At 55.3% G+C, this 14018-nt stretch carries 19 protein-coding genes; 6 read left to right on the plus strand and 13 right to left on the minus strand.

The window, feature by feature from the left end; genetic code table 11:
* The first annotated feature begins 44 nt into the window (after nucleotides 1-44).
* Nucleotides 45-767, plus strand: a complete 723-nt coding sequence (gene phbB / locus Q1B15_RS18645) for an acetoacetyl-CoA reductase (RefSeq protein ID WP_299756593.1) — start codon at nucleotides 45-47, stop codon at nucleotides 765-767.
* Between the two features lie 307 nt (nucleotides 768-1074).
* Nucleotides 1075-2034, plus strand: coding sequence for a transcriptional regulator GcvA (gene gcvA, locus Q1B15_RS18650; RefSeq protein ID WP_299756595.1), 960 nt, complete (start codon nucleotides 1075-1077; stop codon nucleotides 2032-2034).
* Here gcvA and Q1B15_RS18655 read toward each other — a convergent pair.
* The 3 genes from Q1B15_RS18655 to Q1B15_RS18665 form a co-directional block, all read right to left on the minus strand.
* Nucleotides 2020-2196: a DUF465 domain-containing protein gene (locus tag Q1B15_RS18655; RefSeq protein WP_299756597.1), complete on the minus strand. Its 177-nt coding sequence runs from the start codon at nucleotides 2194-2196 to the stop codon at nucleotides 2020-2022. The genes gcvA and Q1B15_RS18655 overlap by 15 nt on opposite strands.
* Nucleotides 2197-2300: 104 nt before the next feature.
* Nucleotides 2301-3065: a methyltransferase gene (locus Q1B15_RS18660; RefSeq protein WP_299756600.1), complete on the minus strand. Its 765-nt coding sequence runs from the start codon at nucleotides 3063-3065 to the stop codon at nucleotides 2301-2303.
* The gene (locus Q1B15_RS18665; RefSeq protein WP_299756602.1) at nucleotides 3062-3277 is read right to left on the minus strand and encodes a DUF2007 domain-containing protein; all 216 of its coding nucleotides are present in this window, start codon (nucleotides 3275-3277) and stop codon (nucleotides 3062-3064) included. Before Q1B15_RS18665 ends, Q1B15_RS18660 begins: the two co-directional genes overlap by 4 nt.
* 55 nt (nucleotides 3278-3332) lie before the next feature.
* On the opposite strand from Q1B15_RS18665, the gene Q1B15_RS18670 reads away from it, so the two are divergent.
* Nucleotides 3333-4337: a polyprenyl synthetase family protein gene (locus tag Q1B15_RS18670; protein ID WP_299756604.1), complete on the plus strand. Its 1005-nt coding sequence runs from the start codon at nucleotides 3333-3335 to the stop codon at nucleotides 4335-4337.
* 78 nt (nucleotides 4338-4415) lie between these two features.
* Here Q1B15_RS18670 and Q1B15_RS18675 read toward each other — a convergent pair whose 3' ends face one another.
* From Q1B15_RS18675 to Q1B15_RS18685, 3 genes are all read right to left on the minus strand, one after another.
* Complete coding sequence (locus tag Q1B15_RS18675; protein ID WP_299756606.1) at nucleotides 4416-5513, minus strand: site-specific DNA-methyltransferase; 1098 nt, start codon at nucleotides 5511-5513, stop codon at nucleotides 4416-4418.
* A gap of 116 nt (nucleotides 5514-5629) precedes the next feature.
* A complete protein-coding gene (locus Q1B15_RS18680; protein WP_299756628.1) occupies nucleotides 5630-6235 on the minus strand; it encodes a ribonuclease HII in 606 nt (201 codons plus the stop codon).
* Between the two features lie 203 nt (nucleotides 6236-6438).
* Nucleotides 6439-6945 carry a hypothetical protein gene (locus tag Q1B15_RS18685; RefSeq protein ID WP_299756608.1) on the minus strand — a complete coding sequence of 169 codons (507 nt, stop codon included), beginning with the start codon at nucleotides 6943-6945 and terminating at the stop codon, nucleotides 6439-6441.
* 161 nt (nucleotides 6946-7106) lie between these two features.
* Here Q1B15_RS18685 and Q1B15_RS18690 point away from each other — a divergent pair, with 161 nt between their 5' ends.
* Both Q1B15_RS18690 and Q1B15_RS18695 read left to right on the plus strand, forming a co-directional pair.
* Nucleotides 7107-7403 carry a hypothetical protein gene (locus Q1B15_RS18690; protein ID WP_299756611.1) on the plus strand — a complete coding sequence of 99 codons (297 nt, stop codon included), beginning with the start codon at nucleotides 7107-7109 and terminating at the stop codon, nucleotides 7401-7403.
* Nucleotides 7375-8079: a hypothetical protein gene (locus Q1B15_RS18695; protein ID WP_299756614.1), complete on the plus strand. Its 705-nt coding sequence runs from the start codon at nucleotides 7375-7377 to the stop codon at nucleotides 8077-8079. Before Q1B15_RS18690 ends, Q1B15_RS18695 begins: the two co-directional genes overlap by 29 nt.
* Here the strand turns inward: Q1B15_RS18695 and Q1B15_RS18700 are convergent.
* From Q1B15_RS18700 to Q1B15_RS18725, 6 genes are all read right to left on the minus strand, one after another.
* Nucleotides 8076-8681, minus strand: a complete 606-nt coding sequence (locus tag Q1B15_RS18700; RefSeq protein ID WP_299756630.1) for a mechanosensitive ion channel domain-containing protein — start codon at nucleotides 8679-8681, stop codon at nucleotides 8076-8078. The two genes, Q1B15_RS18695 and Q1B15_RS18700, sit on opposite strands and share 4 nt — an antisense overlap.
* A 117-nt stretch (nucleotides 8682-8798) precedes the next feature.
* Nucleotides 8799-8978 carry a hypothetical protein gene (locus Q1B15_RS18705; protein ID WP_299756616.1) on the minus strand — a complete coding sequence of 60 codons (180 nt, stop codon included), beginning with the start codon at nucleotides 8976-8978 and terminating at the stop codon, nucleotides 8799-8801.
* Nucleotides 8979-9677: 699 nt separating this feature from the next.
* Complete coding sequence (locus Q1B15_RS18710; protein WP_299756619.1) at nucleotides 9678-10148, minus strand: phage regulatory CII family protein; 471 nt, start codon at nucleotides 10146-10148, stop codon at nucleotides 9678-9680.
* 100 nt (nucleotides 10149-10248) lie between these two features.
* Nucleotides 10249-10884 carry a glutathione S-transferase gene (locus Q1B15_RS18715; RefSeq protein ID WP_299756621.1) on the minus strand — a complete coding sequence of 212 codons (636 nt, stop codon included), beginning with the start codon at nucleotides 10882-10884 and terminating at the stop codon, nucleotides 10249-10251.
* Nucleotides 10885-11011: 127 nt separating this feature from the next.
* Entirely contained in the window at nucleotides 11012-11464 is a 453-nt protein-coding gene (locus Q1B15_RS18720) for a hypothetical protein (protein ID WP_299756624.1), read from the minus strand.
* 27 nt (nucleotides 11465-11491) lie between these two features.
* On the minus strand, nucleotides 11492-11662 hold the full coding sequence (locus Q1B15_RS18725) for a hypothetical protein (protein ID WP_299756635.1): 171 nt from the start codon (nucleotides 11660-11662) through the stop codon (nucleotides 11492-11494).
* On the opposite strand from Q1B15_RS18725, the gene Q1B15_RS18730 reads away from it, so the two are divergent.
* Nucleotides 11606-11905, plus strand: a complete 300-nt coding sequence (locus tag Q1B15_RS18730) for an HNH endonuclease (RefSeq protein WP_299756633.1) — start codon at nucleotides 11606-11608, stop codon at nucleotides 11903-11905. The genes Q1B15_RS18725 and Q1B15_RS18730 overlap by 57 nt on opposite strands.
* Nucleotides 11906-12028: 123 nt before the next feature.
* Here the strand turns inward: Q1B15_RS18730 and Q1B15_RS18735 are convergent, their stop codons facing one another.
* Nucleotides 12029-13864, minus strand: coding sequence for a type II toxin-antitoxin system HipA family toxin (locus tag Q1B15_RS18735; protein ID WP_299756626.1), 1836 nt, complete (start codon nucleotides 13862-13864; stop codon nucleotides 12029-12031).
* Nucleotides 13865-14018: the final 154 nt, after the last annotated feature.

Here is a 14018-nt window from a genome sequence, read left to right on the forward strand (position 1 = left end):
TGACGTTTCGGTCGAGCATGAAGACTAAATTGGAGGGAGATCAAATGGGACGTGTAGCACTGGTGACGGGCGGAACCCGCGGTATTGGGGAAGCTATCTCTAAAGCGCTAAAAGCTGACGGCTACGAAGTTGCGGCAACCTATGCAGGCAACGACGAGAAAGCCGCGGCTTTCACAGCGGAGACGGGTATCAAGACATACAAGTGGAATGTTGCGGATTATGAGGCGTCCAAAGCTGGAATCGCACAGGTTGAAGCCGATATTGGCCCAATCGACGTGGTGGTTGCCAATGCCGGAATTACTCGCGACGCACCCTTCCACAAAATGACACCCGAGCAGTGGCATGAAGTGATCGACACAAACCTGACCGGTGTTTTCAACACTGTGCATCCGGTCTGGCCGGGCATGCGTGAGCGGAAGTTTGGTCGGGTCATCGTGATCTCGTCGATTAACGGCCAAAAGGGTCAGTTCGCTCAAGTTAACTATGCGGCAACAAAGGCCGGCGATCTGGGTATCGTGAAATCGCTTGCTCAGGAAGGCGCGCGCGCTGGTATAACTGCGAATGCGATCTGTCCGGGGTATATCGCAACCGAGATGGTTATGGCTGTCCCCGAGAAGGTTCGTGACTCAATCATCAGTCAAATTCCGGCTGGCCGTCTTGGCGAACCGGAAGAAATTGCGCGCTGTGTTGTCTTCCTCGCATCTGACGATGCAGGTTTTATCAATGGCTCGACGATCTCAGCAAACGGTGCTCAGTTCTTCGCCTGACTCCATCAGCCGCAAAAGCTCATACAAGTGGAAAAGGGCCGCCCCATAATGGGCGGCCCTTTTTCGATCCGCGATGACATGCAAAACTCAGCGATTGGTAAAGATACGGCCGAGGATATTTGCGAAAGCAGCGGCACGTTCGGAGTGCGCTTTTCGAATGGCGTCACGCATGCGGGCGTCTCTGATTGTCTCGATCATCTTTTGGCTCCTTGTCTCAGTGTTCCTTATCTGAGTTGTATATGGCGTACGCTAACATCTCATACAAACGAGACTTGTATAAGCTTCAGTTAAGTTTTACTTGTGCGACATGAGCAATCACCTTCCTCCTTTGACAGCCCTTCGAGCGTTTGACGCGGCGGCTCGGCACATGTCATTCGCCAAAGCTGCTGATGAGCTGAACGTTACGCCAGCGGCGCTCTCGTTTCAGATCAAGTCGCTAGAAGACCACTTGGGCCTGCCAGTGTTTCGTCGCCTTAACCGCGCCGTTGACCTGACCGAGGCAGGACGCCTTCTTGTCCCGGGAACCCGTGACGGTTTCGAAGCCCTTACCACTGCTTGGCGAGGGGCCCGGCGCCTTGCAGACAACTCGACCATAACCGTAACTGCGGGACCGGCCTTTACGGCGAAGTGGCTTGCCCCGCGCATGTTCGCTTTTGCCCAGGCATATCCAGAGATCGAACTGCGGTTTACGGCCACGCTGCGACTTTTGGATTTCAATCGTGATGATGTAGATGTCGCGATCCGCTTTGGTATGCCCCATGACGAGGATGTCTTCACAAGAAGTATCATCCACGAATGGGTAACGCCGATGATGTCGCCAGAGTTGGCGGAAACTATTGAAACACCGGATGACCTCAAAAATGCTGTTCTTTTGCATCAAGACGACATCGCGTTCCTGAAACCCAGCATCCAATGGCCAGCATGGTTTACCGCCGCGGGGCTGGGTGCGCCGCCATCCGGAGGGTTGCGCTTCAGCCAAGCTGACCACGCGTTGGATGCAGCCCTAACCGGAACCGGCGTTATGCTGGGGCGCGTCTCTCTTGCGGCGCGCGATCTCGCGGAGGGGCGTCTTGTCATGCCATTCGATTTGTCGCTGACGACCCAAGCGCATTACCGGTTGATCTGCGCGAATGGTGCCGAGAAACGGCCACATATAAAGGCTTTCCTTGACTGGATCGGAAGCCAGACGACGGAAATACTTGCCCTCGACATAGGCCGCCGTTTTGTAGCAGCGGCCTCTGTCGAGGATCGCTTAAGCGTTCGTTGACAAGCTAAGCCGCTCGATTTCTTCTTTGATTTTTAGCTTTTGCCGTTTAAGCGCCGTGATCTGAATATCTTCGAAAGCCGGGCTGCGCTGCGCCTGTTCAATTTCCTGAGAGAGTGTGTCGTGCTTGTTTCGGAGTTCCTTAAGGTGTGAACCCAAGTTCATAGTCGTACTCCTCTTTTTGTCTACTCCTAGAAGTGCATCACGTTTCTTGATCCGTGTCACGCATTGCCCGTCGAAAAGTTGAGACTTTTGTTACGCCATTAACTTTACCTAGTGATTAATCTGGCATCTAAAAGGCCCAGGCCGTCGCGTAGGATCTTTTTTGCCTGCGGTGAATAGCTTTCCCTATCAACATCATGGCTGGAACCGTCATGCAGCACAAATGGGGCTTCCAATGAAACAGCGCCGCGTCCGCCTTTTCGCGCAATCACAATTACGTTCTGCGCATCACGCCCCTCTCGGGCGACCAAAGGCACGATACGGATGCTTCCAAGCCGGTGATCCATCGCGCGCAGAATGTCCTGGATGCGCTCTGTGCGCTGAATGAGCGTCAGGTGCCCACCCGGCACAAGGCGCCGAACTGCGACATCAATCCAAAGCTCTAAAGGCGTGGCCTCGCCCCTGCCCGCCTCTCGCGTATACTCTGTCGAGGGTGTTCCGCGCGATCTGTCGAAGAACGGCGGGTTCGCGAGCACATGATCGAACGAAAGCGCCCTTATCTCAGCAGGCAGGTCAGTAAGGTCCGCGGTTACGATAGTTGCCCTAAGCCCGTTTTTCTCTGCATTCGCACAGGCCAATTCGGCGAGATCGGGGTGACGCTCAATCCCTATCACATCCAAACCCGGGACCCGCTGCATCAAACAAAATAATGCAACTCCGACACCGCAACCAAGTTCAAGAACGCTTTGGGTCGCCAGGGCATCCACGGCGGACGCGAGCAGAACCGGATCCGCCCCGGCACGGTAGCCCGTCTTGGGCTGCAACAGGCTCAGAGACCCGCCAAGGAACTTGTCCTCAGTGGTTTCGGTCATTCTCCCAACGGGATCTCGTTGTCACGCAAAACAGCGCTTGCGCGGAAATGATCCTTTGTTCGTACCATCAGCCGCCGAGGCAATATGCCGATGCTGCCCTCAAGCACGCTCGTGTGGACGTCGAACTCGAAGCAGTCTATATCCTCGCCTCCAAGCAGAGCTTGTGCGAAGGCGATCAAAGTCGGGTCGTTGGTGCGCAATAACTCTTTCATGGAATGGACATAATGGCAGACCGACGGGTTTGTCGAGTAACCTGACGAGCCTGTGATGAGCCTGGACGCTGACTTTGCCTTGAAACCCCACGAACGCCTCGCTGCCTTTTTGGAAAGTGATATGGCGTGCGTGAATTCACTTATCCGCGAACGCATGGCGTCAAAGCATGCGCCACGCATCCCCGAGGTGACTGCGCATTTGATCGAAGCAGGCGGCAAGCGGCTCCGCCCTATGCTGACCCTCGCTGCTGCACGGATGCTTGGCTACGACGGCGACAACCACCTGCGGTTGGCGGCAACAGTCGAATTCATTCATACCGCAACGCTTCTTCACGACGACGTTGTCGACGAAAGCGCCCAACGACGCGGGCGGCCGACGGCGAACCTCCTTTGGGACAATAAATCTTCTGTCCTTGTGGGTGATTACCTGTTTGCGCGGTCGTTCCAGTTGATGACTGAAACGGGGTCGCTGGATGTGCTGCGTATTCTCTCGCATGCAGCCGCAACCATTGCAGAAGGTGAAGTCCTGCAGCTTACCGCTGCCGCTAATCTTGAGACCACAGAAGACATCTACCTTCAGGTTGTGCGTGGAAAAACCGCTGCTCTTTTTGCGGCGGCTTGTGAAGTAGGCGGCGTTATTGCCGATGCCCCACAGATCGAGGTGACTGCGCTACACACCTATGGCGATGCCCTTGGGGTCGCGTTCCAGATTGCCGATGATCTTTTGGACTACGGCGGGGACGCGAGCGCCACAGGCAAAAATATCGGGGATGATTTCAGAGAACGCAAACTGACGCTGCCCGTGATTAAGGCCATCGCAAAGGCCGATGACGACGAGCGCATATTTTGGAAGCGAACCATTGAAAAGGGCGACCAGCAAGACGGTGATCTTGACCACGCGCTCGCTTTGATCGCAAAGCACGAGACAATGGCCGCGACGCGGGAAGATGCTCTTTTCTGGACGGCTAAGGCGAAAGAGGCGATGGATATCCTTCCTGAGCATCCGGTCAAAGAGATGTTGAGCGATCTTGCAGACTACGTGGTTGCTCGCATCGCATAAAAAGGGCCCCGCTTTAGAAAAGCGGGGCCAAGGTCAGTGCTGTGGGCGGCCACAGGCACCGGCGGTATTTAAAATAATTCAGTTCATCTCTGATCGAATCTGCTGACGCAGCACGTCGATCGATACCATTTTGCCTTCCTTGCGGAAATTCCAATACGTCCAGCCATTGCAGCTTGGCGCGCCTTCCAGGGCGGCCCCTACTTGATGGATCGACCCTTTAATTTCGTCGGCAATCAGCGTCCCGTCGGCGCGTACTTTCGCAGCCTGCCCGCGGGGAGACGTTAGCACTTCACCCGGGCGGAGCATCCCACGCTCGACCAGTTGGCCAAACGGCACGCGCGGCTCTGAGCGTTTCGAGGCGGTGACCTCAAGCGCAGCTTTGTCGAACTTCCGTACTTTTGCGATACGCTTCTGTGCAACGGAGCGATACATCGCCTCGCGTTCGATCCCGATGAACTCGCGGCCAAGCATTTTCGCCACAGCCCCAGTCGTTCCCGTCCCAAAGAACGGATCCAACACGACATCGCCCGGGTTGGTCGTGCCAAGCAGAACACGATGCAACAGAGATTCAGGTTTCTGCGTTGGGTGGGCTTTGTCGCCGTTGGCGTCCTTCAGCCGCTCGTGGCCGGTGCAGATTGGAAGCACCCAATCGGACCGCATCTGAATACCTTCGTTTAGCGCCTTCAAGGCCTCGTAGTTGAAAGTATATTTTGAGCCCTCGCCCTTGGACGCCCAGATCAGCGTCTCGTGAGCGTTGGTCAGGCGTTTGCCCCGGAAATTGGGCATCGGGTTCGATTTGCGCCACACAACGTCGTTCAAAATCCAATAGCCTTGGTTCTGCAACTCGGCACCAAGCCGAAACACATTGTGGTAAGACCCTATTACCCAAAGGGCGCCGTTGGGCTTCAGCAAGCGGCGCGCAGCGGCCAGCCAATCCTTGGTGAAGCGGTCGTAGTGGGCAAAGCTTCCAAATTGATCCCACGCATCATCTACCGCATCGACCTTGGAATTGTCAGGACGATGAAGGTCGCCCTTCAACTGCAAATTGTAGGGTGGATCCGCGAAAATCAGATCAACCGAGCTCTCTGGAAGGCTTAGCATTGTTTCAATGCAGTCACCGTCCAAAATTGTATTCAACGGCAGCTGGGCCGTAGGTTTTTCCGTCTTTATCGTCATCTCTGCCTCTGTCCCTCACCCTGTCCCGGGGTGGTGTGTTTGTTGGCCTAAAGATGAGTCAAAGGTGATTCGCCGTCAAATTCTTTTTTGAATCAACAGGTTAAGAAATTCTCTTGTCACAACATATTGTGGACGGTCTTAAACGAACGTCTATGGTGAGGGGTCACACCAAGATCTTCCAGCGCCACGCGATGCGCTTTTGTCGGATATCCCGCATTCTTTTCCCATCCATAGCCGGGATGCTGTTGCGCCAAATCCACCATGATGCGATCGCGCACCACTTTTGCGACAATGGAAGCGGCAGCAATCGATACCGAACGACCGTCTCCTTTGATCAAAGCGGTTGCGGGACACTTAATGTCGCGCGGGATCATATTGCCGTCGATCAGTGCATGGTCCACTGAAAATCCGATCCCCTCTATTGCTCGACACATAGCGAGGTGGGATGCTTGCAGAATGTTCAGAACATCGATTTCCTCGACGCTGGCATGTGCCACAGAAACCCAAGCGACCTTCCGGATCTCTTCCGCAAGATAGTCACGGCGCTTAGCGCTCAATTTCTTTGAATCCGCCAACCCTTCCGGAATTTGATCCGGGCGCAGAACAACCGCTGCAGCCGTCACAGGTCCGGCCAAAGGTCCGCGTCCAACCTCATCGACACCCACGATCACCGAAAAGCCCGCACTCAGCAGTCGTTGTTCTTCTTCAAAGTCTGGCCCCATGGCGCCAGAAACCACAACTTCGCGCCTCTTTACAAGTAAAGGGCGGCCCTTCGTTGCCGAAGGACCGCCCAAACTCGTACCCACCCACTCGTGAGAAGCACCATCGCACTCGTTAAATCGTCGGGTCGGGGGGATGAAGCCCCGACCCGCCGGCACTGACGGAGATGTGCGGGATGCCCGTGCCGGTGTTCTATTTCGACGACTTATCGCCGTGCGACTTTCCAACCGTCGCGTTCCAGACAGCGCGCGCCATAGACAGTGCGGAACCCACGGTTGGTGCGCACAGCGGTTTCACAGCGGTCAGGCAGCTTTGAAGCAAAGCGGAAATTCCGGCTCAGACATCGCCCGCCATAGGCAAGCCTGTCGCGCCGCCCGGTTTCGACCACCCGGAGGCAGGACCTTGGCAAAGGCGTCTTCTTGTACCCACGCCCCGCCTTTGGGCCATGGCGATCAAAGGGGCGGATTGTGTTGCGGACCCCTTGGCGTCCGTGATCTGTGCCTGATCGCTCGACGGAGCCCAAGCGACTGGCCCCAACCGTTGCCGTAGCTTCGCGGCGACGGTCTTTTCGATCATCAAGCAGCTTGGCAATGATGGCGACCGCTGCGATCCCGGCGATTGCCTTCGCGAGATCTTCGCTGTCTGCGCTTGCGGATGTCACCGTTGAGCCAGCGAACGCTATGCTCAGGATCAGCGTGGTTAAAAGCTTCATCTTCACTCCCCCATGTTCGACAGATGCGCCGTGGTTGGCTTGAAACCAAATTGGGGTGGGGGAACTGCGACAAGCAATATCTCCATGCTGATATGAGATAACAGCCGCCGCACTTACGCCTGTTATTGATTTTCGAGTCCCAAACCCGCAGGGTCGCGCTCATGAGATATATTGTGATCAGTCTTTTGGCCGGATGTCTGGCGTTGGGGTCCGCTACCGGCGCCATCGCGGAATGTTTCGCCGACTATAAAGCCAAACAGGAAGACCCGCTGCGCCTGCATTATGGTGTTGTTGAGGTGAACGTGCAGCCCTGCGAAATGTCGGGCGCTGTGTCGGACAAAGTGTCCCAACGCGTTGCCGCCGGTGGCTGGATGTTGTTACAGGTAGTATCTGTCTTCGACGAAACAGGACTAGAGGCAAAAAAGCGGGATGCGGGTGAATTCTACCTCCGTTACTGAAACGCGCACTGCGGGAACCCGTGTTGTCGCTCTTGGCATTGTGGCGGTCGTCCTGATCCTAGGAAGCGCCGCGGCTTTTCTGTTGTGGAGCCTGCCGGACGCGAATGCATTCAATGCCCGCGTGGAACAGCTGTTTATTGAAAACGCCGATCTGACGTCAGAAGCCGAAATCAAACTGCTTGAGATTCTTGCACAATCCGGCACGGCCTTTTCCGAGACCTTAGGAAGCTATCGTGTTGTGATCTTTGTTCTGATGCTTTTTGCGACCGGGCTTCTGATTGCCTCGCTGGTGTTTGTTGTCACCATCGTGATCCTTAACCGGCGCATCGGAATGATTGAAAGACAAGGCATTCAGGTTTCGTCCCTTGTTATCAATCGAGATGAAAACATTGTTGCGCTGAACGATATGGAGTTCAAACTGACCGGTGCCGCGATAGAAACACTTTCAGTCCTTGCAGAAGCCCGCATGGACGGGGATGTCTTGTCAGGTGCCGAGATCGAAGCAGTTATTTCTGGACGCAATGCAGCCGATTGCGAAGAAGCCGCCGGGGCCACGCGAATCAAACGTCTCCGAGATGCGCTGGGAAATCAGATGGTGGCAGAATTGTTGGTCCGCACAGTGGCGCGACAAGGGTACATTCTGTCGATCGATCGAAAAGCCATTCAGATGACCTAACTTGGTCCATGTCCCTCCCGATAGCGGATTTCGCGCTGTGGGAATGGGATCTCGATATTTGCCTCTTTCAGGGCGTTCCAAATCAGAAACCGCACTTCGGACATGTACTTGTTGGGTCCATCGTGAATTCCCTCAACCCAAAACTCAACTCCGAATTCAACTCCACCATCGCCAAAGGCGCGCAAGTCCACATCCGGCTCCTCCGGTTCGCTCAGGACGGCTGGATGCTTCATCACGGCTTTGCTGATCAGGTCCGGAATGAGATTGATGTCTGTGTCATAGCTAGCAGAAAATTTAACTTCGTAGCGGTTGCCAGAACCACTGTCCGACCAGTTTATGATACGCGAAGCGATGTAGTCTTCGTTCGGCACCACAATCCATTTGCCGTCGAAGGTCTCAAGGATAGTCGCGCGTGCGCCGATGCGGATGATTGTCCCGCTCTCTCCCCCATCGAGCTCCAAAAAATCACCAACTGTCGCCTGCCCTGCCAGTCGTAGAATGATCCCCGATATGAAATTGGACACGATTTTTTGAAGACCAAAGCCCAGACCAACACCGACCGCGCCGCCAAGAAGTGCAGGGGCGGACAGATCCAGCCCCATAATGTTCACAAGACCAGTCCAACAACGGCGAAGATTGCAAACTCAAAGGCCTTGGCAGCAAGCTCGCGAGTCGGCAGGTGCATGTTTTCCTGAGCGCGAATATAGGGTGTGCCATGCTCAGCAGACCAGCGGCTGAGCCAGAACAGGATAGAGCCCGCGATCACTGCGCGCGATTGCCAGGAATGAAAAGTTGATCCGGCCCATTGAGATGCCGTTTGAGGCCAGAACAGGATCGAGCAGGCCCGCCACGTACAATCCCGCAACAGGCAGCATGACGTATGTGCCGATGGTCTTCACGAAGGGGTCGGTGACAATCTCGCGGACGACACGACGAAAGGCGAGAAAGACAAAGAACCGTTTGCTTAGGGCAATAACCGCACCCGATCCAAAAAGAGATCGCGTGACTTCCTCACCGAGGGCAGCAATGCGTAGGCTAGGACTGGCAACAAAAGCGGCGGAAACATCAAAGCAAAACGACGCGCCGTGGCGAAAGAGGGTTGGTTCTCCTGGGCAGGGCGGATCGGTCGATCAATACGCGGCCCCATCCACGCCGAAAGAACGAGTGCCCGCAAATAAGCCGCAACCAATAAACCAATCTGGGCATAGGCAGCAGGCGTTGTAATCCAGTCCAAGAGAATTGTTAGGCCCTGCGTGGCGTAGCTCTCCAGCGCCTCACTCTTGTGAAAATTTCCTACATTCAAAAAACAGGTTCATTCCAAACATGACGCGATCTCAGTTATTTTCCCATTATATGAAAACCTTCAACCACATACCTTCTGTCTTGTCGGGCCGGCATCGAACATCCCCGTTGTCTCTTGGTCCGATCCCCTCGGTCGCGCGATGTTCGCGTCGTGCGGCCGAGGCGGTTTAGTCGTGAGTATCTAAACGGCCAAATTTGTGTGGGCGCGCAGTTGTAACTGCCACAGTGAGTGTATTGCCTGGCCGTCGGACTGGGGGTCGGATGCCTTTCATCCGATCCCCATTATCAAGGGAGTGCTACGGATCACTCTGCAAATGCAATTTCATATCCATCAGGACCTGTTGCAACGAATTGGTCTCTTCAAGCAAACGTCGCGCCTCATTCAGAGAAATCACACCATCCGCGATCGAGTAATTGTACTCGCCCATCAGGTTCGCAAAGCGCTGCGAAAGCTTGATGACGTCAGTGTTCAACGCTCCGGTAGAATCTTCTCTGTTCTCGTCGTATTCCAAACTCATTCCCTGAAGCTCGGCCAGGGCTTTGGTCACGAATGGCGATGACGCAGCGCGCTCCAATTCCAGCAAAACATTCACCGGGATATAGCGATCAGAGTTCTCCGGCGCCAAAGACGCATACCGCCCCAGCGTCGCTTTGGATTTTCCCGACACCTCACAGGCCCGGGCATACCCAATATCTTTGATCAATGCTTCGGTGTGACGTTTTAAGTAGTCCCCATATGCGGCGCCCTCATCTGTTTGCGTCGTCATTTTCTATCCCTTTTCGGCCGTCCGCGTTGCCTTGTGCTATCAATAATTCAAAGAAACGCGCTTGCCTGCAATAAATTCGATGTGTCGGAGCGAAATCCCTTCAGGAGGGGGGTTCACCGGATGGAAAAAGTATCGGTTCATCACCTTTATGCCACTGCGGATACTTCTGCATCATGCCCAAGAACCGTTGCGATACCAGGAACCGCTCAAGCCATCCCTGCAAGTCCGGCCAGGGTTGCGTATCGAACCAGACCTTATCAATAAAGGCGAACTGTCGGACAAAAGGAAGGATCGCGAAGTCCGCAAGCGTGGGGCGGCCGAACATCCACAGATCGATCTGCGCATCGAGATCGGCCAGAAAATCGGATGCCTGATCGCGCTGCGCGGAAGGATCGACGCCTTCGTACCGGTTTGCATACTTGGTGCGATCCAGCGCGGACTTAAATGGTCCATCAGCCCGTTCAATCCAAGCAAGTCCCGCCTCGGGCATCTTAAGCCACCCTTCGGGGTCATCCCACTTCAATGACCAAAACATGATGTCGAGGCTTTCATCTATCACCGTTTCCGCCGTGACAAGACATGGCACAGTGGCACTTTTTGAAACGTCAAGGAAAGCCTGCGGCTTGTTCCGAAGAGCGATTTCTCGTAACTCCACTTCGCAATTGCTCACTGCTAAAGCAAGACGGGCGCGCATCGCGTAAGGGCAGCGTCGAAATGAGTAAAGGACGGGCGTCATGGGCCCTCCATATCTGTCCAATCCACCACGTCCAATGCTGTTCGATCCCGCCGAAGAAAAGCGTGTTGGTGACCCCGATTGGATTCGAACCAATAACCTGCCCCTTAGGAGGGAACCGTTCATAGCGTTATTCCTTCTTTGATTTCTGCTGTTTGGGTGTTTGTACAGGGTCATCCTGTACATGGTTTGTACGAAAACGGGCCCTGACATCGGCCTCGTCCGTCTCCGCATGGGCATAAATGCGCATCGGCAAATTGGGGTCTGACCAGCGTCCAGCCTTGGCAGCGGTGACCGGATCGACGCCCTGGCGCACAACCAATTCAGTGAAAAAACCATGCCGCCCAGCCGGGTGCGCAGACAGATATTGGATGCCAGTCCGCTTGCAGATCGTCTTCCAGCGCGTGTTGTATCCAGTCGAGCTGCCATAGCCGAATACTCGTGGGCGCATAAATTTGCCGGTCTTGCGGTTCTTGGGCCACTCTCGGCAGAGGATTTTGCCCGGATTGTGGAGCGCGGACTTGGGCCAGATGATGATCTTCTGCCTCGCGTTGATCAGATCAAGCAGATTCCTGGCTTCCAAGACCCGCAGGTGCCCTTTCAACATTTCTCAGCGCGGGATCGTGTCACCCAATTGACCAACCGCGCCGTGCGCGACCGCAACTTCAGAAAGAATGTTCTTCGTACTTATGGCGAACGTTGCGCGATTACGGGGCGACGCCTGATCAATGGCGGCGGGCGTGCCGAGGTTGAGGCCGCCCATATCAGACCGGTGGAACATGACGGCCCCGATATCGTGAGCAATGGGCTAGCATTGTCCGGAACCGCACATTGGATGTTTGACAGGGGATTGGTGGGATTTGCCGATGATCTTTCCATTCTAGTTTCGAGGCACAGCAACGACTTGAACGCCGTGACAGCGATGATCAATTCGTCAGGAAAGCTCTTATCACCTGAACGTCCAGCCAACCGGCCAAGAACGGAGTTTGTAACTTGGCACCGAGAGAATTGCTTCAAACACTAACGGTACAAACCTGACCCTGACCATGCCATTGGGTGCTGCGATGCGGCTTCTCCAGAGCGGACGTGTGTAGGAGCGTGCCAGAGACAACCTTCTTGCATTCTTGTTACGCGGCATCCGAAAGGCTTAGTGCCAAACCGCAAGCCGCTCGCGGCACAACTCCAGCATCTGCTCCGCCTTGGCCGTGATCTCCGCTTCAAGGTTTGGAACATCCGGCACGATGATCTGATCGAGCCCGGTGGCAAACCTCTTGACGAGCTCATCGATAGCCGCATCGGCGGCGCGTGCTGGTATCCCGGCGGTCGCGGCAAGGCGTAGGAAGTCAGCGCGGCGCAGCCGGTCATCCTTGCCATCCAGCTTGAGCGCCATGCGATCATGCTGCAGCCCCGGAAAGACGCGAGTTGTCACCGCATCATAGAGCGGGGCCATCCTCACGCTCTCAAAGGTGTCTGCGCCCGGCGCTGCGATCTTAAGCAAGGCAAGATTCTTAAGATGCATGTCACCATCGGCAATGAGCCAGGCAAACAGCGCGCGCTTCAATATGACCTTCAGGTCTTCCTCGGGCGCGGTGGAAAGTGAACGCACGGCGCGCGCGATCCGCTCGATCGTGCTGTCATATTTGGCTTCGGGGGGCAAATCGAGAACAGAGCAGATGTCTTCGAGCGCAATACGGCGGTGATCATCGGCACTGCTACGGATATCAAAGCGTTCCACAATCAACGCCGGCGGCATACCGTCCGGCATGCCGATCAAGACGATGTCCGGGGCTTCAAGCCCGGCAGCCTGCCCCAAGGTCATCGACAAATACTCGATAATCGGCAGGGCCTGAAATCCGCTTGTGCCGGCAGGTTTAAGTATATGCGTGAAGGGCTCTGTCGTGCTGGGAACAAGGCATCCTTTTGGGTCAAGAAACATCGGAGCCTTGATCTGCACGCCGGACAGGCGCGGTGTCTGCGAGTTTGCAAACAAGCGCGCGAGCTTTTCTTCAAAACTGTTCTCAATATCACCGCGCGCCGGCCCCTCATAGCGCCCGATGAACACGCCTTCGGTGCTGAATTCACTTAGGCGAGTTGAAAGCCGATCTGCCGGCAGCGCGGCAATTTCGGCGGTATCAGAGCTGATCGTGATGTTCGACATATAGCGCTTGCCGGAACGAAGCAGTGCGCGCTCATCACTCTCCTTGAGCACACGCGCCAGCCAGCCTTCGGGCAAGAGCGAGAGAATGAAGGGCGGCAACTTGCCGGGCGTACGCTGCTGCACCAATGGCAGATTGAAGTTCTTCTCGGCCGTCCAACGCCATTCAAAGCCGTCATGGTGCAGCTCACCGATCGGCTTGCTGTGCCAGGCCACCGTGAAGCTGAGCGCGGCTTCATTTCGCATTTCAATCAGAGACGGTGATTTCAGGAGGTAGCGCTCGGCTTGCTCGCCCTCACGGTACCATTCATTTTCACGTGCAAGCGTCCAGAGCGCATCGGCAGTGTTTTTAGGGTCACCATATTCTTCGATCAAACGCGCCGCGAGTGAAGCGCGTATTTCTTCATTAATCGAGGCAGCATGTTCGCTGCGCAGACGAAAGGCTTCGAGAAAACGCTGCCGCAGCGAAGAGACATCAATCCGGAGCTCTCCCAGCCCGTCCGCGATTAGCGCGGGTGCGGTCGAGGGATGGGCTGGCGCCATATTCTGGATGATCTCCAGTGTCCTGATCCGTCTGCGCTGTGAACGCGGTCCACTAATGAACAATCGGCCATCCCGCGTCGGTGCGAGCATTACGGCGCTGGCGGCGGACAGATAAGCCCGCGGATAGAGATAGTTGGCGATACGTACGGCGTGCCGCAGCACGATGCCATCGACATCCTCGTCGGCATCGGCATAGATACCGCGCATAAGCTGCACGATCCGGCCTGTTTCGGCTTGGTAGTGGGCGCGGTCGCTGTCCAGATTCTCGCCAATGAGATAGAGCATCTTCCGTCTTTCTCGTATTTCATCTACGCGAAAGCTGGAATAATTCACCTCATTTGTCAAGTTTTTCTAACTTTCTCGTATTTCATCTACGCGAAAGTTGGATACTAAGATGATGCTCGGCCAGCCCCGTCAAGCGCCAAAGTTATCGTGCCTT

Origin of the sequence: uncultured Boseongicola sp. (assembly GCF_937988555.1) — a bacterium.
Lineage (GTDB): Bacteria > Pseudomonadota > Alphaproteobacteria > Rhodobacterales > Rhodobacteraceae > Boseongicola.